Below are 17,105 nucleotides of genomic sequence, written 5' to 3'. Positions count from 1 at the left end.
GTGCAACTGTCACAACGGCTTCCTGGCGTGACGGGCTATATTAACGGAGCACTTCCCCATGACGCGCCAATCCTATGTTTTCACGTCCGAGTCCGTCTCGGAGGGCCACCCGGACAAGCTGTGTGACCGGGTGTCGGATGCCATTCTCGATGCCTTCCTGACCGAAGAGCCCAACGCCCGCGTGGCCTGCGAGACCTTTGCCACCACATCCCGCGTCATCGTGGGCGGCGAGGTGGGCCTTTCCGATCCGGCCAAGCTGGACGAATTCATGGGCCGGGTGGACCAGATCGTGCGCGGCTGCGTCAAGGACATCGGCTATGAGCAGGATGAATTCCACTGGAACACGCTGGAGGTGCAGAACTATCTGCACAAGCAGTCGGCGCATATTGCCCAGGGCGTAGACCGCGACGGCGCGGGCGATCAGGGCATCATGTTCGGCTATGCCTGCCGCGAAACGCCGGAACTGATGCCGGCACCGATCCTTTACGCCCATGCCATCCTGCGCCGTCTGGCCGAGGTCCGCAAATCGGGGCAGGAGCCCACCTTGCGCCCCGATGCCAAAAGCCAGCTGTCGCTGCGCTATGAGGATGGCAGGCCGGTGGCGGTGACATCCATCGTGCTGTCCACCCAGCATGCCAACCCTGACCAGACCAGCGACGACATCCGCGCGATAGTGGAGCCCTACATCCGCGAGGTTCTGCCCGCAGGCTGGCTGACCGAGGCAACCGAATGGTGGGTGAACCCCACCGGCACCTTTGTGATCGGGGGCCCTGATGGCGACGCAGGCCTGACGGGCCGCAAGATCATCGTTGATACCTATGGCGGGGCCGCCCCGCATGGCGGCGGCGCGTTCAGCGGCAAGGATCCGACCAAGGTGGACCGTTCGGCAGCCTATGCCGCGCGCTATCTGGCCAAGAACGTGGTGGCGGCAGGTCTGGCCGACCGCTGCACGTTGCAGGTCAGCTATGCGATTGGTGTGGCGAAACCCCTGTCGATCTATGTCGATACCCATGGCACCGGGCAGGTCGAGGCGGCGCAGATCGAACGCGCTGTCGCCGCCTGCATGGATCTGACGCCGCGCGGCATCCGCACCCATCTGGAGCTGAACCGCCCGATCTATGCCCGCACGGCGGCCTATGGCCATTTCGGCCGCGCACCCGAGGCGGATGGCGGCTTTTCCTGGGAAAAGACCGATCTGGTCGAGGCTTTGAAAAGCGCCATCTGACCCCGGCGCAGCACACAGCAAAAAGCCCCGGTGGCAGCACCGGGGCTTTTGTCTGTCTGCCAGTCAGGATCAGCCAAGCAGCAGGCTGTCGTAAAACGAATAGGCGCTGCGGCGCGATTCGAGCACGCCCGACTGCCCAGTGTCGCGGGCATAACCGGCCACGGCGCGATAGGTGCCCGGGCCCCAGACGCCATCAATCGCGCCGTTGTAATACCCGGCGCGTGCCAGTTGCGACTGAATCACCCGCTTTTCACGCGACGAGTAGTCGTTGAAGGTCTGCGCGGCGGGAATGCTGTAGATGCTGGGCTCGTAATGGCGCTGCACCACCTGGCGGCGCGGCTCCACATAGACCGGCTGCGGCGCGTAGTAGCGCTGCACCGGCACATATTGCTGCTGCTGGCGCTGGCGGTTCTTTTGCTTGATGTCATTGATGATGACACCGGCGACGACCGTGGCGGCCACGCCTTTCAGAAAGTCGCGCTCACGTTCGCCCGCCATGGCAGGGGCGGCGGCGGCGGTGACAAAGGTGGTGGCGGCGATGGCGGCCAGACCGGCGTTGCGGATCATGCGTATCATTGGTTAACCCTCCAGGTTTCTCGATACCCCGATCTAGGGTCAGGGTGCCGAGATAAGCAAAGACAGGCCGTTGTTATCGGATAACAGGGTGGCAGCCCCGGTCTGTCAGATGCTTGCGAACGCTTTTGCGGGTGGAAAGTTCCCTCTTTCCACCCGCTCGGTGGCACCCCCTGCGTCACGACGCTGCGATCAGCGCTGCCACAGGAAGGCGGCCGTCTTGACCACAGGGACGTTGCCTTGACGCCCGGAACGGGGCCGGATAGGGCGGGGCGGGTTTGACCGGGGGCAGCAGATGACCGAAGACACCGACGACGACGCCCCGGGCTGGCGCAACTTTTATGGCCGCAGGCATGGCAAGACGTTGCGGCCCAGCCAGAAAACCTATCTTTCGCAGGATATGGACACGCTGCGCCCGCGCGGCATCTGGGCTGCCGAAAACCCGGAACGCAGCCCGCTGGATCTGGCCGCGATCTTTGGCGGCGCGCGCCCGGTCTGGCTGGAGGTGGGCTTTGGCGGTGGCGAGCATATGGTGCACATGGCCGCCCGCTATCCCGGCATCGGCCTGATCGGTTGCGAGCCCTATATCAACGGCGTGGCCATGCTGCTGGGCAAGATCCGCGCGGCGGGGGTGACAAATCTGGCGGTTCATCCGGGCGACGTGCGCGAATTGTTCGATGTGCTGCCTGCGGGGTCGGTGGCGCGGGCGTTCCTGAACTACCCCGACCCCTGGCCAAAGCGCCGCCACCACCGCCGCCGTTTCGTGACGCAGGATCATCTGGTGCCTCTGGCCCGCGTGCTGGCCCCTGGCGCGGAATTCCGCGTGGCCACCGACATTCCCGACTACATGCGTCAGGCGCTTGAAGAGGTGCCGCAGGCGGGCTTCGAACTGGTGGCGCATGGCGGCGTGGCCTGGGATGACTGGCTGTCCACCCGCTATGAGCAGAAGGCGCTGCGCGAGGGCAGGGTGCCGGATTACGCGACCTTCCGGCGGCGGGGCGTCGCTGCGGCTGACGCCTGACGCCGTGGCACCGTGCAGTCGCCCGTTTTCAGCTGGCTGAGGCCTGCGGCGCGGATATTTCAGACCAAGATGAAAGCCGGGGCCGGAAGGTGCTGGACCGGGCGCAGGGCTTTCGCTAAGCCTCGCGCCGAAATGTGACGCGAGGATTTCCGATGTCTGGCCATGGTGCTGCCCAACCTATGACCGCCCGCCGCGCCGGGCCACTGACGGGCCGGGCCGATGTGCCGGGTGACAAATCCATCAGCCACCGCGCGCTGATCTTTGGCGCGATGGCGGTGGGCGAGACGCGCATCACCGGGCTTCTGGAAGGGCAGGATGTGCTGGATACGGCAAAGGCGATGCGCGCCTTCGGCGCCGAGGTGGTGCAGCACGGGCCGGGCGCTTGGTCGGTGCATGGCGTGGGTGTGGGCGGATTTTCCGAACCCGCCGATGTGATCGATTGCGGCAATTCGGGCACCGGCGCGCGGCTGATCATGGGCTGCATGGCCACGCATGCGATGACCGCGACCTTTACCGGCGACGCATCCCTGCGCAAGCGGCCCATGGGCCGGGTGACAGACCCGCTGAGCCTGTTCGGCGCGCAGGCCTATGGGCGCAAGGGCGGGCGGCTGCCGATGACGCTGGTGGGCGCGGCCAACCCGGTGCCGGTGCGCTATGCGACGCCCGTGGCATCCGCGCAGGTGAAATCGGCGGTGCTGCTGGCCGGGCTGAACGCGCCGGGGCAGACGGTGGTGATTGAGCGCGAGGCGACGCGCGACCATTCCGAACGCATGCTGCTTGGCTTTGGCGCAGAGCTGACGGTGGAAAAGACGGCCGAGGGCAATGTGATCACACTTACCGGGCAGCCCGAACTGCGCCCGCAGACGGTGGCCGTGCCGCGTGACCCAAGCTCGGCCGCATTCCCGGTCTGCGCGGCGCTGGTGGTCGAAGGGTCCGACGTGTTCGTGCCGGGCGTCAGCCAGAACCTGACGCGCAACGGGCTATACATCACTCTGGTGGAAATGGGTGCCGACATCGCCTTCGAGAACCCGCGCGAGGAGGGCGGCGAGCCTGTGGCCGATCTGCGCGTGCGCTTCGGCCCGATGAAGGGCATCGAGGTGCCGCCCGAACGCGCGCCCTCGATGATCGACGAATACCCGATCCTGTCTGTTGTGGCGGCCTTTGCCGAAGGCGTCACGGTCATGCGGGGGGTGAAGGAGCTGCGTGTGAAGGAATCCGACCGGATCGACGCGATGGCGCGCGGGCTTGAGGCCTGCGGCGTGCGCATTGAGGAAGACGAGGATACCCTGACCGTGCATGGCATGGGGCCGGGGGGCGTGCCGGGCGGGGCCACCTGCAAGACGCATATCGACCACCGCATCGCCATGTCGTTCCTGATTCTGGGCATGGCGGCGAAAGCGCCGGTGTCGGTGGATGATGCGTCACCCATCGCCACCTCCTTTCCGATTTTCGAAGGGCTGATGCGCAGCCTTGGTGCCGATCTGGGGTAACGGTGCCGGGCGCCCTTGTTTGACAGCCCCGCGCTTGTGGGTAACAAGGGCTGCCACACCGCGCCCCGATCCGGGGCAGCGCAGCAGCAGAAGAGACAGGCATGAAATTCACGGTCGCCATCGACGGTCCGGCAGCGGCGGGCAAGGGCACGATTGCCAAGGCGCTGGCCGCGCATTTCGGTTTTGACTATCTGGATACCGGGCTGCTTTACCGCGCCACGGCCCGCAAGGCGATGGACGGGCTTGACCCGGTGGCGGCGGCAAAGGCGTTGACGGCGCATGATTTCCAGCGCGACGGGTTGCGCACGGCCAAGGTCGGGCAGGCCGCATCGAAAATCGCGGCCCTGCCCAAGGTGCGGGCCGCGCTGGTGGCGTTCCAGCATGATTTCGCCCGGCGCGAGGGCGGTGCCGTTCTGGACGGGCGCGACATTGGCACGGTGATCTGCCCCGAGGCCGAGGTGAAGCTGTTTGTCACCGCGTCGGATGAGGCGCGGGCAGAACGCCGCTGGAAGGAACTGGCCGAGCGCACGCCCGACCTGACGCTGGACGAGGTGCTGGCCGACCTGCGCGCCCGCGACACCCGCGACAGCGAACGCAAGACCGCCCCCATGGCACAGGCCGCCGATGCCGTGCTGCTGGATACGACGGCGCTGGGCATTGACGAGGCCCTGGCCGCGGCTGTGGCGCTGGTCGAAGCGCGCATGGCGCGAGGCTAAGCCGCGATACGGGCTTGCCTCTCTGCCCTTATTTGACTAAGAGACCGGCAGTCAACAAGGCGGCAAAAGCCGTCGGGCACCGGGGCATGCAGGGTCGGGCGAAAGCCGCGACCCTTTCGTGTTGGTGGTGCCCATGCTTGTTGGCATCGGGCAAAGACCGGCGGAGCCAACCGCATGGCCAGTGAAATAGTTGAAAAGGATCAGAACTGCATGTGCGCTAAAGCCTCTATGGAAGAATTCGAAGCTCTGCTGAACGAGAGCTTGGAAATTGACACCCCTCAGGAAGGGTCTGTTGTCAAAGGCCGTGTCATCGCTATCGAAGCGGGACAGGCCATCATCGACGTCGGCTACAAGATGGAAGGCCGCGTTGACCTGAAAGAATTTGCCGACCTTTCCGGCGCGGTCGAACTGGCCGTGGGCGATGAGGTTGAAGTCTATCTTGACCGCGTGGAAAATGCCCGCGGCGAAGCCCAGATCAGCCGCGACAAGGCCAAGCGCGAAGAAGCCTGGGACCGTCTGGAAAAAGCCTATGCGAACGAGACGCGCGTTGACGGCGCGATCTTTGGCCGCGTCAAGGGCGGCTTTACCGTTGATCTTGGCGGCGCTGTGGCCTTCCTGCCGGGTAGCCAGGTCGATGTGCGCCCCGTGCGCGACGCGGGCCCGCTTATGGGCATGAAGCAGCCGTTCCAGATCCTGAAGATGGACCGTCGCCGTGGCAACATCGTTGTCTCGCGCCGCGCCATCCTGGAAGAATCGCGGGCGGAACAGCGCGCCGAAGTCATCGGCAACCTGTCGGAAGGTCAGTCGATCGACGGCGTGGTCAAGAACATCACCGAATACGGTGCGTTCGTTGATCTGGGCGGAGTTGACGGCCTGCTGCATGTCACCGACATGGCGTGGCGCCGCGTGAACCATCCGTCGGAAATCCTGTCGATCGGTGAAACTGTCAAGGTGCAGGTCATCAAGATCAACAAGGACACGCACCGCATCAGCCTGGGCATGAAGCAACTGCAATCCGATCCGTGGGATGCCGTTGAAAAAGCCTATCCGCTGGAATCGGTCCACAAGGGCCGCGTGACCAACATCACCGACTACGGCGCATTCGTGGAGCTGGAGGCCGGTGTCGAAGGTCTGGTTCACGTTTCCGAAATGAGCTGGACCAAGAAGAACGTGCACCCCGGCAAGATCGTGTCCACCTCGCAAGAGGTTGAGGTGATGGTGCTGGAGATCGACAGCGCGAAACGCCGCGTGTCGCTGGGTCTGAAACAGACCATGCGCAACCCGTGGGAAGTGTTCGCCGAAAACCACCCGGTCGGCACGGCCATCGAAGGCGAAGTCAAGAACATCACCGAATTCGGTCTGTTCGTCGGCCTCGACAACGACATCGACGGCATGGTTCACCTGTCGGACCTGTCGTGGGACCAGCGCGGCGAAGACGCCATCCAGAACTACCGCAAGGGCGACACGGTGAAAGCCGCCGTCACCGAAGTGGACATCGAGAAAGAGCGTATCTCGCTGTCGATCAAGGCTCTGGGCGACGACACCTTCACCGACGCGGTTGACGGCGTGAAGCGTGGCTCTGTGATCACCTGCACCGTGACCGCCATCGAAGAAGGCGGGATCGAGGTGGATTACAACGGCATGAAGTCGTTCATCCGTCGTTCCGACCTGTCGCGTGACCGTGCCGACCAGCGCCCGGAACGCTTCCAGGTGGGTGACAAGGTCGATGCCCGCGTGACCAACGTTGACAGCAAGACCCGCCGTCTGGGCCTGTCGATCAAGGCACGCGAGATTGCGGAAGAGAAAGAAGCGGTTGAGCAGTATGGCTCGTCCGATTCGGGTGCTTCGCTGGGCGACATCCTTGGTGCGGCGCTGAAAGGCGGCGACCGGAACTGATCGGGGCCTGCGGGAACCGATGAAAGGCCCCGCCATCAGGCGGGGCCTTTTGCAATTCTTGGCCCACGGGGCCTAAGCAGCGGCTTTCAACGGGTTTTCCTGTTTGTGCGCCGATTTTTTTTGCCTATAGTCCAGTGACAAGAAAAACGTGGCGGCATTCCGGCCGATCACAGGGGGGCACTTCGGATGATCCGTTCGGAACTGATCCAGAAAATCGCGGATGAAAACCCGCATCTCACGCAACGCCATGTCGAGCGTATCGTGAACACTGTATTTGAAGAGATTATCGAGGCGCTGGCCAAGGGCGACCGGGTGGAACTGCGCGGTTTCGGCGCATTTTCGGTCAAGGCGCGGGATGCGAGGGTAGGACGGAACCCGCGCACCGGCGAAGCCGTTGAAGTGGAAGACAAGAAGGTGCCCTTCTTCAAGACCGGCAAACTGCTGCGCGACCGGCTGAACGGCAAGTAACCGGCAGCGCAGCCCCGAACCTGACAGGATGACCCGATGATCCGCTGGCTGCGCTATCTGTTTCTGATCGCCCTTGCCCTGTCGCTGCTGACGGTGGCACTGGCCAACCGCGCGCCGGTGGTGGTCAAGACCTTGCCCGATGACATGGCGGCTTTCCTGGGCTTTGGCTGGTCGATGGAACTGCCACTTTTCGTCGTAATTTTTGCCGGCATCGTGGCGGGCCTGCTGATCGGTTTCCTGTGGGAATGGTTCCGTGAGCACAAGCACCGCGCCGCCGCCGCGACCAAGGCGCGTGAGGTGGCGCAATTGCGGCGCGAGGTGGCGAGTCTGCGCGATGCCAAGGCCCAGCCGAAGGATGATGTTCTGGCCCTGCTGGACAGCCGGAAAGCCGGCTAGGTGGCTGACATCCGCGTGAAAATCTGCGGCCTGCGCACGCTGGCCGATGTGGCTGCCGTGGCGTCTGCGGGTGCGGCCTATGCGGGTTTCGTGTTCTTTCCCAAATCGCCCCGGCATCTCACGCTGGCGCAGGCGCAGGTGCTGGCACTGGCCGCGCCCATCGGGCTGGCCAAGGTGGCCCTGACGGTGGATGCCGATGATGCCGCGCTGGATGCCATCGTCGAAGCCGTGCCGCTGGACATGCTGCAACTGCACGGCCACGAATCGCCCGAACGGGTGGCGGCTGTGCGCGCGCGCTATGGCCTGCCGGTGATGAAGGCGGTGGGCGTGGCCGATGAGGGCGATCTGGCGGCGCTGCTGGATTATTCCGTGGTGGCGGACCAGATCCTTGTGGATGCCAAACCGCCAAAGGGTGCGGCGCTGCCGGGCGGCAACGGGCTGGCCTTTGACTGGCGGCTTCTTGCCGGGCGGCGCTGGATCAGGCCGTGGATGCTGGCGGGCGGGCTGACGGCGGCAAATGTGGCCGAGGCGGTGCGCCTGACCGGCGCGCGGCAGGTGGATGTGTCATCAGGGGTGGAATCTGCCCCGGGGGTCAAGGATGCCGGGCGGATTGCCGATTTCGTCAGGGCGGCGGGCTGACCCAAAGTCGCCCGAAACAGTTTGCACCAACCGTCTGGAATTTTGAAACGGGGCGCGGCGAGCGATCGCCGCCGCGCCCCCTTCCGTCACATCGCGGGGAGGACCGTGATGTCGCGGATCGGCTGGTCGGTGCCGGTGATGGCCCAGGTGCCGGTCACGGCGCCGGTTTCCAGATCAACCGTGTGCAACCCGCCCATCGCGGCCAGCCAGGCGGTGTTGGTGCCGTCCGCCGTGGTCGCCACGTCAAAGCCCACCGGGCCTTCCAGCGTCACGCCCAGCTTGCCCACGGCGGCCAGCGTGCCGTCATTCGGCGGGGCCTGCTTGATCAGCGCCGAAATCGTGCCGTCGATGTCGAACATGCCCGTCGCCTCGGGCGTGCCATAGCTGTTGATATAGGCGGCGGCGATGATGTTGGGCGTTTCGCCCTCGTGCATGTCACCGGCCATATAGGCCAACGGGCCATCCACGGTCACTTCGCCGGTATCCACGTTCACCCGGTGGTTGGTGGTGCCGGTCATGAAACGCAGCCGGTCCGCCATCGGGTTGAAATCGACAATGACCGCGCCCTCGGTCGAGGGCAGCATGACGTTCATCGTGGAAAGTTCGGTCGCCATGCCGGTCGCCGTGTCGATGGTCACGATGACATGCGCGTCGGTCACGCCCACCAGCGTGCCGTTGGACGGGCGGTAGTCGATCCCCAGCAGACGGTCCACGCCCTCGACGTCCATCGTGCCGGTGACGGCGGCGGTCGTCGTGTCGATCATCACCAGCGTCTTGTCGCCAGTCAGGCCGATGGCGGTTTCGGCAAGCGCGGGGGTGGCAAGTGCTGTGGTTGCGAGCAGGGCAGCGGCTATGCGGTTCATTGGTCTCTCCTTGGGGTTGAGGCAAATGGATATGGCGCAGCGGGGCTTGCGGCCCTTTTGCACCGATCAACGCAGAAGTTACGCTTCGGTGCCCCCCAAGTTTCGCTGCGGCGTTCACGAAAACGTCAGGGCGCGGCGAAACGGTGACGTTGCCGCGCTTTACCACCCGCCGCATTGGCGCTACATCCCGCTGAACCACGGAGGAAGCGATGCCCGACGATCTGATCAACAGCTACATGACCGGCCCCGATGAACAGGGCCGTTTCGGCATGTTCGGCGGGCGTTTCGTGTCGGAAACCCTGATGCCGCTGATCCTCGACCTTGAGGCGCGCTATGAATTTGCCAAGACTGACCCGGATTTCTGGGCGGAAATGGACTGGCTGTGGAAGCATTATGTGGGCCGCCCTTCGCCGCTGTATTATGCCGAGCGGCTGACCCGGCACTTGGGCGGCGCGAAAATCTACATGAAACGCGACGAGCTGAACCACACCGGCGCGCACAAGATCAACAACGTGCTGGGCCAGATCATTCTGGCCCGCCGCATGGGCAAGACGCGGATCATCGCGGAAACCGGGGCAGGCCAGCACGGCGTGGCCACGGCCACGGTCTGCGCCAAGTTCGGGCTGAAATGCGTGGTCTACATGGGCGCGCATGATGTGGAACGCCAGGCGCCGAACGTGTTCCGCATGCGTCTGCTGGGGGCCGAGGTGGTGCCGGTGACATCTGGCCGCGGCACGCTGAAGGATGCGATGAACGACGCGCTGCGCGACTGGGTGACGAATGTGCGCGACACGTTCTATTGCATCGGCACGGTGGCCGGGCCGCATCCCTACCCCGCGATGGTGCGCGACTTTCAAAGCATCATCGGCAAGGAAGTGCGCTGGCAACTGGCCGAGCAGGAGGGCGAGGGGCGTCTGCCCGATACCGTCATCGCGGCCATCGGCGGCGGGTCCAACGCCATGGGGCTGTTCTACCCCTTCCTCGACGATCCGTCGGTGAACATCATCGGGGTCGAGGCCGGGGGCAAGGGCGTGGATGACAGGATGCAGCATTGCGCCAGTCTGACCGGGGGGCGCCCCGGCGTGCTGCACGGCAACCGCACCTATCTGCTGCAAGACCCTGACGGGCAGATCCTTGAGGGCTTTTCGATCTCGGCTGGCCTCGACTACCCCGGCATCGGGCCGGAGCATGCCTGGCTGCATGACACCAAACGCGCGCAATATGTCAGCATCACTGATGCCGAGGCATTGGAGGCGTTCCAACTGTCCTGCGCGCTGGAAGGCATCATTCCCGCGCTGGAGCCAAGCCATGCGCTGGCCCATGTGATGAAGATCGCGCCGACGCTGCCCGCCGACCATATCATCGTGATGAACATGTGCGGGCGCGGCGACAAGGACATCTTCACCGTGGCAAAGCACCTTGGGTTTGACATGAAGATCTGACGGTAGGGGCGTGGCTGGTATGGGCGTGGACGGGAAAGACAGCGGGCAGGTCACGGGTGGCTGCGTCTGCGGCAATGTCCGGCTTGTGGCCATGGGCAGGCCCTACCGGGTCGGCATCTGCCATTGCCTGACTTGCCGCAAACACCACGGGGCCCTGTTCCACGCCTCGGCGATCTTCCCGCAAGATGCGGTGACGGTCACGGGCGATGCGCGCGCCTTTAACGGGCGGTTCTTCTGCCCGAACTGCGGCTCGCCGGTGTTCGGGCAAAGCGGCGACGAGGTGGAGGTCAATCTGGGCGCGCTGGACGCCCCTGACCAGTTCATGCCGACGTATGAGCTGTGGACAGTGCGGCGCGAATCATGGCTGCCGGAATTTCCGCTGGCGCGGCATTATGCAGGCAACCGCGAGAGCGAAGGGCGCAGCGAAGGGTGATCGGCTGCGGCCCGCTGCCATCCGTTGTTAATCCACCGCATAAAGCCGCAGCACCTCCAGCGGCACGATGTCCAGCGTGCGGGCGTGGGTGGCGGCCAGGCGCAGTTGCGGTGCGGCACCTTCCTCATGCGCTTGCAGGAAGCGTCCGGCGCACAGGCACCACTGGTCGCCCGGCTTCAACCCGGCAAAGCCGTATTCGGGCCGGGGCGTGCTGAGGTCATTGCCCAGATATTTCGACAGCGCCAGAAATTCGTCGGTCATCGTGGCGCAGACAGTGTGGCGGCCGCGATCCTCCAGCCCGGTGTCGCAGCACCCGTTGCGGTAATAGCCGGTCAGCGGATCGGTGGAGCAGGATTCCAGCGGGCCTCCCAGCACGTTCAGCGACAAATCTTTCATGGGGCACTCCTTCATGGCCGGGGGCATCCTACGCACAGGGCGGCCACTGTCGATGCCTGTGGTGCAGAATTTTCGCGTGATTGCACGAAGTTACGTCTTGTTTCTGTGGAAAGTTTCGGTGGAGAGTTTCGGGCATGCGGACCAATCGCCTGGCGGGTGTCAGGGCGCGGAGGCCAGCCATTCGACCCAGCGCCCATGAAAATCGGCGCGGCCCATCACCAGCCGCACATTCCCGGGCCAGAGGTTCAGCGTCACGGCGGCGCTGCCGGGGGTTGCATCCGCCTCCATCGCCAGCCGGGCCAGCGGGGCATCGGCCGTGGCCCGTGCGCCGGCGGCGGCCAGCAGCGCCTCGCCCCGCGCCTGTGCGGCAGGGGGGAAATATTGCCAGGCGATCGTATGGAAGACCAGATGCAGATGGCCTGCGTGGCGGTTGGCCAGCCGGGTGTCCAGCCAGTCCACCGCATCGGCGCGGGCGACGGGCGGGCGCAGCCGCACAGCCTCGGCCAGGGCGGCCTTGGTGCGGGTCAGCCTGTCTGTCTGGTCGGCCCAGATATAGGCCAGCAGGCGCAGCCGGTCTGCCACCGGATCCAGCGGGTTCAGATCCACGCCAGCGCGGGCGGCGATCTCTGGCGGGCAATGTGGGGGCAGCGCGCCGCGCCAATCGGGGCTAAGCACCAACGCCGGGTCATCCGGGCCAAGGCGCAACCCTGGCAGATCCAGCGCGTAACGATCCCACAGCAGGTTCAGCCCGGCGCTGGCCCCCAGTTCCGACAGCACCAGCGGCAGGCCAAAGCGCGCGGTCAGCCAATGCCCGGCGGCGATCAGCACGGCGGCACGGCGCACCTCGTTGGTCTGCGGCGGGCTGTTCAGCCATGCCATCAGAAAGTTCTCATGCGCCGCCAGCGCCGCCGCTACCGGCTGCCACAGCGCATCGCCGGTATGGGCTGCGGTATCGGCATATACCGCGGCCAGCGCGGCATCCCGCCCGGTCTGCACCAGCGCATGCAGCCCCCCGGCCAGCCGCAGCGGCACGGAATCGCCCGATGGCCCGGCGTCGCCCGGCCAACCCAGAATGCGGTCGGCCAGCGGGCTGCCGGGCGCCAGCCGGTCGGCCAACATCGCCAGCAGCCGCGCGGTAAAGGGCGAGCCCAGCATGTCGCAGGCCCTGGCCTGCGCGCGGAAAACGTCGCGGATGTCGCGGTCCCCGCTCACCGGAACCGGTCCGCCAGCCGCTGAAGTGCGCTGCGCGTGTCAGGCTCGGCAGGCAGGGAAACGGTTTTCGGCGCGCGCGGCGGTTCGGGCTGGGGCGGGGCAGGGTCGCGCCGGTCGGTTCCCGTGGGTGCGCGCGGCGGGGCGGTGCGCAAGGCCACGGCGTTCATGAACCGCGCCGCGTCGCCATCGGCCAGATGCGCCGCCCCGTCGGAAATGCCGCGCAAAAGATCATCCAGCCAGCCCTGTTCCGCCTTGGCGAAATCCGACAGCACATAATGCGCCACCGCATCCTTGTGCCCGGGGTGGCCGATGCCCAACCGCACCCGGCCATAAGCCTCGCCCACATGTGCATGGATCGACCGCAGGCCATTGTGCCCGGCATGGCCGCCGCCCTGTTTTACCCGCGCCTTGCCGGGGGCCAGATCAAGCTCGTCATGAAACACCACCAGATCGGCGGGCGTCAGCTTGTAAAAACGCAGCGCCTCGCCCACCGCCTGCCCTGACAGGTTCATGAAGGTGGCGGGTTTCAGCAGCACCACCTTGTCCGCGCCCAGCCGACCCTCGGTTGCCAGCCCCTGAAACCGCGCCCGCCACGGCGCGAAACCGTGATCCGCCGCGATCCGGTCCACCGCCATGAAGCCGATGTTGTGCCGGTTGCCCGCATAGGCCGCGCCCGGATTGCCGAGGCCGGTAAAAAGCTTCATGGCCGTCTCCTTTCCCGGCGGGCATGGCCCGGCACGCATGGCTGGACAAGCGCGGGGCCGCCCGCTAGCGTTTTAGGTCTGCGGGGCCGGGGATGCAACGGCAGCGGGCATGCAGCGGGGGCCAAGTGGCGGAATATCTTATCAGCGGCGTGACGCTGCACATCCCCGACGCGCTGATGACGGGGCAACTGGATACCGCCATGGCCAGCGGGAAGTATGAGCATACAGAGGCCGAGGCGCTGCTGAAACACCTGCGCCCGCGTGACAGGTTTCTGGATCTGGGGGCGGGGGCGGGGTTTCTGGCATCACTGGCGGGCAAGGTGGTTGCGGCCCCTGTGGCGGGGGTCGAGGCGGGGCCGCAGATGGCCCCGGTGGCGCAGGCCAATCTGGCGCGCAACGGGGTGACGGGCGAGATTGCCCATGGGGCCGTGGTGCCTGACGCATTTGACGGCGACCATGTGGTGTTCACCGTGCGCCGGTCTTTCTGGGCCTCATCGCTGACCCCGCGCGAGGGGGCGAAAAACGCGCGCGAGGTGGCGGTGCCCGCGCTGCGCTTTGGCACCTTGCTGGAAAGGTTCCGCCCCACGGTGCTGAGCATCGACATCGAAGGGGGGGAGTTGGACCTGCTCAACACCCCCCTGCCGCCTGACCTGCGCCTGATGGTGATGGAGATTCATCCCGCGATCTATGGCAAGGCCGGGATCAAGCGTATCTTTGATGCCGCCTCGGCCCAGGGTTTCACCTATGCACCCATGGGGTCGCGGGCGGCCACGGTGGTGCTGGAACGCGTGGCCTGAGGCTTGACCCGGGCGGCGGTGCGGGTGATGACATGCCTTGCCCGACAGCCCGCGCACAGCGCCCGCCATCCAGCCCAAACCCCTTGCAGGAGTGTGCCATGTATCTGACCATGAACCGTTTCCGGGTAAAGCCCGGGCAGGAGGCCGCGTTCGAGGCGGTGTGGAAGAACCGCGACAGCCAGTTGCCCCAGGTGCCGGGTTTCGTGGCCTTCCATCTGATGAAGGGCCCGGTGCGGGCCGACCATGTGCTCTACGCCTCGCATACCATGTGGGAATCCGAGGCGGCCTTCACGGGCTGGACGAAATCCGAGGCGTTCCGCGCAGCGCATCGCGGCGCGGGCGGCCATTCCGACATTTACGCAGGCCCGCCGGAGCTGGAGATCTTTGCCAGCGTGCAGCATATCGGCGCGTGAGCGGCGACCTCGCCCGGCAGCGTGAACCGATGGCCGACCAAGCAAAAGGGCGGCGGACGCCTGTGCATCCGCCGCCCCGTCACGCCCCACAGGGCGCAGGCTGTCAGGCTTCTTCTTCGTTGTCGGCCGAACGCAGGCCCGAGGGGGCCGAAATGTTGGCGATCACGAAGTTGCGGTCGATGGTCGGCTTGGCACCTTCGGGCAGCACCACGTCGTTGATGTGGATCACATCGCCGATGTTCTTGCCGGTCAGGTCCACGGTGATGTGGTCGGGAATGTCACCGGCGGTCACTTCCAGTTCGACCTCGGGGCGCACCACGGTCAGCGTGCCGCCACGTTTCAGCCCGGGGGCCGCATCGTGGTTTTCAAAGGTCACGTGGATGAACAGCGCCACGCGCGAGGTGCGGCGCAGGCGCATGAAATCCACATGGGTCGGCAGATCCTTCACCACGTCACGCTGGACGCCGCGGCAGATCACACGCACGTCTTCTTCGCCCTCAACCTTCAGGTTGAACAGCGTTTGCAGGAAACGGCCTTTCTTCAGCCGGTTCAGCAGTGCGTTGTATTTGATATTGATCGACAGCGGTTCCACACCGCCGCCATAGACAATACCGGGTACGTAGCCCTCACGACGAGCTTGACGAGCGGCCCCCTTGCCTGTCCCCGTCCGTACCTCGGCGTGAAAATCAGGGATTTCACCAGCCATTGAGGTTCTCCATATGATAAGTCCGCCGCCCTCCAAGGGTGTGCGGCGCGACCGGGGGGCTATAGGGCGGATTCGCAGGAAAGGAAAGCGGTTTTACAGGCTATTGCGCATGGCTTGCTGCATGCCGTCCTGCATGGCCGCACCCAGATCGGCAATGGTGCAGGCGGTGAAATGGCGGATCAGCACCGCCTCGGCCTCGGCCATTGCCGCCAGAACGGTGCCCTGCATCGCCGCCACAACGGCGCAACTGGGCATGTCAGACAGGGGCTGCGGGCGCAGGAACGGCTCGCCGATGGCCAGATACACGTCGGCCAGCGTGATCGTGGCGGGGGGGCGGGCCAGCCGCCAGCCGCCCGCATGGCCCTTTTCCGAAAGGACGATGCCCTTGTCGCGCAATAGCCCCAGCACACGGCGCACCACCACCGGGTTGGTGGCATTGTGCTGCGCGATGACATCCGATGTCATCGGCTGCCCCGGGGCCCGCGCCATATGCCCCAAAGCATGCAGGGCGAGAGAAAGCTTGCTGTCCTGTTTCATGTAACTATATTAGTTACGAGAATCGCATCCCGCAAGGAGAATCCCATGAACCGCGCTGAAAACCCCGCTTCCGGCGGCCTGAATGCTGTTGCCATCGCCGATGTGGCGGTGATCGGCGGCAGCTTTGCCGGCATTTCCGCCGCCCTGATGCTGGCGCGGGGCCGCCGCAGCGTCACGTTGTTTGACAGCGGCGTCACGCGCAACCGCTTTTCGGCGCATTCCCACGGGCTGTTCGGCCATGACGGCACCCCGCCCGACGCGCTGCGGCTGGCCGGGCGGGCGCAGGTTCTGGCCTATCCCACAGTTGCGCTGCACGAGGCGCGGGTGACAGCGGCGGTCGCCGATGGCGACAGTTTCCGCCTTACGGATGATGCCGGGCACACCCATGTCGCCCGCCGCCTGCTGTTGGCCACGGGCCAGACCGATATCCTGCCGCCGCTGCCCGGGCTGGCGGAATGCTGGGGCATCACGGCGGTGCATTGCCCCTATTGCCACGGATACGAGTTGGCCGACCGGCCTACGGGTGTGCTGATGCTGCACCCGGCTGCGCTGCATCAGGTGCAGATGCTGGCGCATTGGACCGCTGACCGTGCGCTGTTCCTGCACGGGCAGCCGCTGGAGGATGACATGCGCCGCCACCTGACGGCTGAGGGCGTGGCAATTCATGACGCGCCGGTTGCGGCGCTGCTGCATGAGGCGGGGCAATTGCGCGCGCTGGTGCTGGAGGGCGGGCAGCAGGTGGCCCGCGAAGCGGTCTATCTGGGGGCGCGCACTGTCTTTGCCAGCGATCTGGCGTTGAGCCTTGGCTGTGCCGTCACCGAAGGGCCGTTCGGCAATCATGTGGTGGCCGATGAATGGGGCGTCACATCGGTGCCCGGTGTGTTCGCGGCGGGTGATCTGGCCCGGCCGATGCCAAGCGCGCCGCAGGCGGTGGCTGATGGGGCCAAGGCCGGTGTCGCCTGCCACCGTTCGCTGATGACCTTTGCCTGAGACGAGCTGCGCCCGGGGTGCGCTTATCAGCCCTGTTGGGCGTTCTTCGCTGTTGGAAAGGCTGTAAGGCCGCGTTCAGCGGCTGAACAGCCCGCCCCGGCATGGTGCGGGGCCGCTGTCGCCCGCCGACCAGCAGGCGTCGGCGGCAGGCTTGCCGCGCTGCGGGGGCCACGATAGCTGTGGCACCT

The 17,105-nt window shown here is 65.7% G+C and carries 20 protein-coding genes and 1 riboswitch; of the genes, 13 read left to right on the top strand and 7 right to left on the bottom strand.

All coding sequences use genetic code 11. From position 1 onward, the window contains the following. Positions 1 to 3: 3 nt before the first annotated feature. Positions 4 to 51: riboswitch (SAM-SAH riboswitch) on the top strand. A 7-nt stretch (positions 52 to 58) separates the two neighbouring features. Continuing rightward, positions 59 to 1,225, top strand: coding sequence for a methionine adenosyltransferase (metK, locus tag GEU84_RS07395; protein ID WP_152824582.1), 1,167 nt, complete (start codon positions 59 to 61; stop codon positions 1,223 to 1,225). Positions 1,226 to 1,294: 69 nt separating this feature from the next. Here metK and GEU84_RS07390 read toward each other — a convergent pair whose 3' ends face one another. Then, positions 1,295 to 1,792: a peptidoglycan-binding domain-containing protein gene (locus GEU84_RS07390; RefSeq protein ID WP_174539375.1), complete on the bottom strand. Its 498-nt coding sequence runs from the start codon at positions 1,790 to 1,792 to the stop codon at positions 1,295 to 1,297. A gap of 301 nt (positions 1,793 to 2,093) precedes the next feature. On the opposite strand from GEU84_RS07390, the gene trmB reads away from it, so the two are divergent. The 7 genes from trmB to GEU84_RS07355 all read left to right on the top strand — a co-directional run bounded on the left by trmB (position 2,094) and on the right by GEU84_RS07355 (position 8,424). Further along, the gene (gene trmB, locus GEU84_RS07385; protein ID WP_152824584.1) at positions 2,094 to 2,819 is read left to right on the top strand and encodes a tRNA (guanine(46)-N(7))-methyltransferase TrmB; all 726 of its coding nucleotides are present in this window, start codon (positions 2,094 to 2,096) and stop codon (positions 2,817 to 2,819) included. A gap of 152 nt (positions 2,820 to 2,971) precedes the next feature. Beyond that, complete coding sequence (gene aroA / locus GEU84_RS07380) at positions 2,972 to 4,309, top strand: 3-phosphoshikimate 1-carboxyvinyltransferase (RefSeq protein ID WP_152824585.1); 1,338 nt, start codon at positions 2,972 to 2,974, stop codon at positions 4,307 to 4,309. A gap of 101 nt (positions 4,310 to 4,410) precedes the next feature. Beyond that, positions 4,411 to 5,025, top strand: a complete 615-nt coding sequence (locus tag GEU84_RS07375; protein WP_152824586.1) for a (d)CMP kinase — start codon at positions 4,411 to 4,413, stop codon at positions 5,023 to 5,025. 174 nt (positions 5,026 to 5,199) lie between these two features. Next, the gene (rpsA, locus tag GEU84_RS07370) at positions 5,200 to 6,921 is read left to right on the top strand and encodes a 30S ribosomal protein S1 (RefSeq protein WP_152824587.1); all 1,722 of its coding nucleotides are present in this window, start codon (positions 5,200 to 5,202) and stop codon (positions 6,919 to 6,921) included. Between the two features lie 186 nt (positions 6,922 to 7,107). Beyond that, positions 7,108 to 7,389 carry an integration host factor subunit beta gene (gene ihfB, locus GEU84_RS07365; protein WP_107664524.1) on the top strand — a complete coding sequence of 94 codons (282 nt, stop codon included), beginning with the start codon at positions 7,108 to 7,110 and terminating at the stop codon, positions 7,387 to 7,389. A gap of 36 nt (positions 7,390 to 7,425) precedes the next feature. After that, entirely contained in the window at positions 7,426 to 7,785 is a 360-nt protein-coding gene (locus GEU84_RS07360) for a lipopolysaccharide assembly protein LapA domain-containing protein (protein ID WP_152824588.1), read from the top strand. Continuing rightward, positions 7,786 to 8,424, top strand: coding sequence for a phosphoribosylanthranilate isomerase (locus GEU84_RS07355; RefSeq protein WP_174539374.1), 639 nt, complete (start codon positions 7,786 to 7,788; stop codon positions 8,422 to 8,424). A gap of 86 nt (positions 8,425 to 8,510) precedes the next feature. Here GEU84_RS07355 and GEU84_RS07350 read toward each other — a convergent pair whose 3' ends face one another. Beyond that, complete coding sequence (locus GEU84_RS07350; protein WP_152824589.1) at positions 8,511 to 9,287, bottom strand: DUF4394 domain-containing protein; 777 nt, start codon at positions 9,285 to 9,287, stop codon at positions 8,511 to 8,513. 209 nt (positions 9,288 to 9,496) lie between these two features. Here GEU84_RS07350 and trpB point away from each other — a divergent pair, with 209 nt between their 5' ends. Together trpB and GEU84_RS07340 are read left to right on the top strand one after the other, a co-directional pair. Beyond that, positions 9,497 to 10,729 (top strand): tryptophan synthase subunit beta, encoded by a 1,233-nt coding sequence (gene trpB / locus GEU84_RS07345; protein ID WP_152824590.1) that lies wholly within the window; start codon positions 9,497 to 9,499, stop codon positions 10,727 to 10,729. A gap of 19 nt (positions 10,730 to 10,748) precedes the next feature. After that, positions 10,749 to 11,162 (top strand): GFA family protein, encoded by a 414-nt coding sequence (locus GEU84_RS07340; protein WP_152825093.1) that lies wholly within the window; start codon positions 10,749 to 10,751, stop codon positions 11,160 to 11,162. Positions 11,163 to 11,189: 27 nt separating this feature from the next. Here the strand turns inward: GEU84_RS07340 and GEU84_RS07335 are convergent, their stop codons facing one another. The 3 genes from GEU84_RS07335 to pth all read right to left on the bottom strand — a co-directional run bounded on the left by GEU84_RS07335 (position 11,190) and on the right by pth (position 13,474). Then, positions 11,190 to 11,558, bottom strand: coding sequence for a DUF2237 family protein (locus GEU84_RS07335; protein ID WP_152824591.1), 369 nt, complete (start codon positions 11,556 to 11,558; stop codon positions 11,190 to 11,192). Between the two features lie 159 nt (positions 11,559 to 11,717). After that, positions 11,718 to 12,770 (bottom strand): DUF2332 domain-containing protein, encoded by a 1,053-nt coding sequence (locus GEU84_RS07330; protein WP_338144771.1) that lies wholly within the window; start codon positions 12,768 to 12,770, stop codon positions 11,718 to 11,720. Then, on the bottom strand, positions 12,767 to 13,474 hold the full coding sequence (gene pth, locus GEU84_RS07325; protein WP_152824592.1) for an aminoacyl-tRNA hydrolase: 708 nt from the start codon (positions 13,472 to 13,474) through the stop codon (positions 12,767 to 12,769). Before pth ends, GEU84_RS07330 begins: the two co-directional genes overlap by 4 nt. 125 nt (positions 13,475 to 13,599) lie before the next feature. Between pth and GEU84_RS07320 the strand changes: the two genes are divergently transcribed. After that, on the top strand, positions 13,600 to 14,271 hold the full coding sequence (locus GEU84_RS07320; protein WP_174539373.1) for an FkbM family methyltransferase: 672 nt from the start codon (positions 13,600 to 13,602) through the stop codon (positions 14,269 to 14,271). Positions 14,272 to 14,369: 98 nt separating this feature from the next. After that, on the top strand, positions 14,370 to 14,684 hold the full coding sequence (gene hmuQ / locus GEU84_RS07315; RefSeq protein ID WP_152824594.1) for a heme-degrading protein HmuQ: 315 nt from the start codon (positions 14,370 to 14,372) through the stop codon (positions 14,682 to 14,684). Positions 14,685 to 14,787: 103 nt separating this feature from the next. On the opposite strand, the gene GEU84_RS07310 is transcribed toward hmuQ, so the two are convergent. Further along, positions 14,788 to 15,390, bottom strand: a complete 603-nt coding sequence (locus tag GEU84_RS07310) for a 50S ribosomal protein L25/general stress protein Ctc (protein ID WP_152824595.1) — start codon at positions 15,388 to 15,390, stop codon at positions 14,788 to 14,790. 93 nt (positions 15,391 to 15,483) lie between these two features. Then, positions 15,484 to 15,927, bottom strand: a complete 444-nt coding sequence (locus GEU84_RS07305) for an RrF2 family transcriptional regulator (RefSeq protein WP_152824596.1) — start codon at positions 15,925 to 15,927, stop codon at positions 15,484 to 15,486. A 45-nt stretch (positions 15,928 to 15,972) separates the two neighbouring features. On the opposite strand from GEU84_RS07305, the gene GEU84_RS07300 reads away from it, so the two are divergent. Next, the gene (locus GEU84_RS07300) at positions 15,973 to 16,917 is read left to right on the top strand and encodes an NAD(P)/FAD-dependent oxidoreductase (protein ID WP_174539372.1); all 945 of its coding nucleotides are present in this window, start codon (positions 15,973 to 15,975) and stop codon (positions 16,915 to 16,917) included. Positions 16,918 to 17,105 lie beyond the last annotated feature (188 nt).

Source organism: Fertoeibacter niger (assembly GCF_009380135.2).
GTDB lineage: Bacteria > Pseudomonadota > Alphaproteobacteria > Rhodobacterales > Rhodobacteraceae > Fertoeibacter > Fertoeibacter niger.
The sequence above is the reverse complement of the archived record's forward strand: the minus strand, read 5'-3'. Positions and strand labels throughout refer to the sequence as shown.

Excerpts from the sequence above, each read along its gene's own strand:
- metK (WP_152824582.1), top strand. The coding sequence starts at position 59 with ATGACGCGCCAATCCTATGTTTTCACGTCCGAGTCCGTCTCGGAGGGC.
- GEU84_RS07390 (WP_174539375.1), bottom strand. The coding sequence starts at position 1,792 with ATGATCCGCAACGCCGGTCTGGCCGCCATCGCCGCCACCACCTTTGTC.
- trmB (WP_152824584.1), top strand. The coding sequence starts at position 2,094 with ATGACCGAAGACACCGACGACGACGCCCCGGGCTGGCGCAACTTTTAT.
- aroA (WP_152824585.1), top strand. The coding sequence starts at position 2,972 with ATGTCTGGCCATGGTGCTGCCCAACCTATGACCGCCCGCCGCGCCGGG.
- GEU84_RS07375 (WP_152824586.1), top strand. The coding sequence starts at position 4,411 with ATGAAATTCACGGTCGCCATCGACGGTCCGGCAGCGGCGGGCAAGGGC.
- rpsA (WP_152824587.1), top strand. The coding sequence starts at position 5,200 with ATGGCCAGTGAAATAGTTGAAAAGGATCAGAACTGCATGTGCGCTAAA.
- ihfB (WP_107664524.1), top strand. The coding sequence starts at position 7,108 with ATGATCCGTTCGGAACTGATCCAGAAAATCGCGGATGAAAACCCGCAT.
- GEU84_RS07360 (WP_152824588.1), top strand. The coding sequence starts at position 7,426 with ATGATCCGCTGGCTGCGCTATCTGTTTCTGATCGCCCTTGCCCTGTCG.
- GEU84_RS07350 (WP_152824589.1), bottom strand. The coding sequence starts at position 9,287 with ATGAACCGCATAGCCGCTGCCCTGCTCGCAACCACAGCACTTGCCACC.
- trpB (WP_152824590.1), top strand. The coding sequence starts at position 9,497 with ATGCCCGACGATCTGATCAACAGCTACATGACCGGCCCCGATGAACAG.
- GEU84_RS07340 (WP_152825093.1), top strand. The coding sequence starts at position 10,749 with ATGGGCGTGGACGGGAAAGACAGCGGGCAGGTCACGGGTGGCTGCGTC.
- GEU84_RS07335 (WP_152824591.1), bottom strand. The coding sequence starts at position 11,558 with ATGAAAGATTTGTCGCTGAACGTGCTGGGAGGCCCGCTGGAATCCTGC.
- pth (WP_152824592.1), bottom strand. The coding sequence starts at position 13,474 with ATGAAGCTTTTTACCGGCCTCGGCAATCCGGGCGCGGCCTATGCGGGC.
- hmuQ (WP_152824594.1), top strand. The coding sequence starts at position 14,370 with ATGTATCTGACCATGAACCGTTTCCGGGTAAAGCCCGGGCAGGAGGCC.
- GEU84_RS07310 (WP_152824595.1), bottom strand. The coding sequence starts at position 15,390 with ATGGCTGGTGAAATCCCTGATTTTCACGCCGAGGTACGGACGGGGACA.
- GEU84_RS07305 (WP_152824596.1), bottom strand. The coding sequence starts at position 15,927 with ATGAAACAGGACAGCAAGCTTTCTCTCGCCCTGCATGCTTTGGGGCAT.
- GEU84_RS07300 (WP_174539372.1), top strand. The coding sequence starts at position 15,973 with ATGAACCGCGCTGAAAACCCCGCTTCCGGCGGCCTGAATGCTGTTGCC.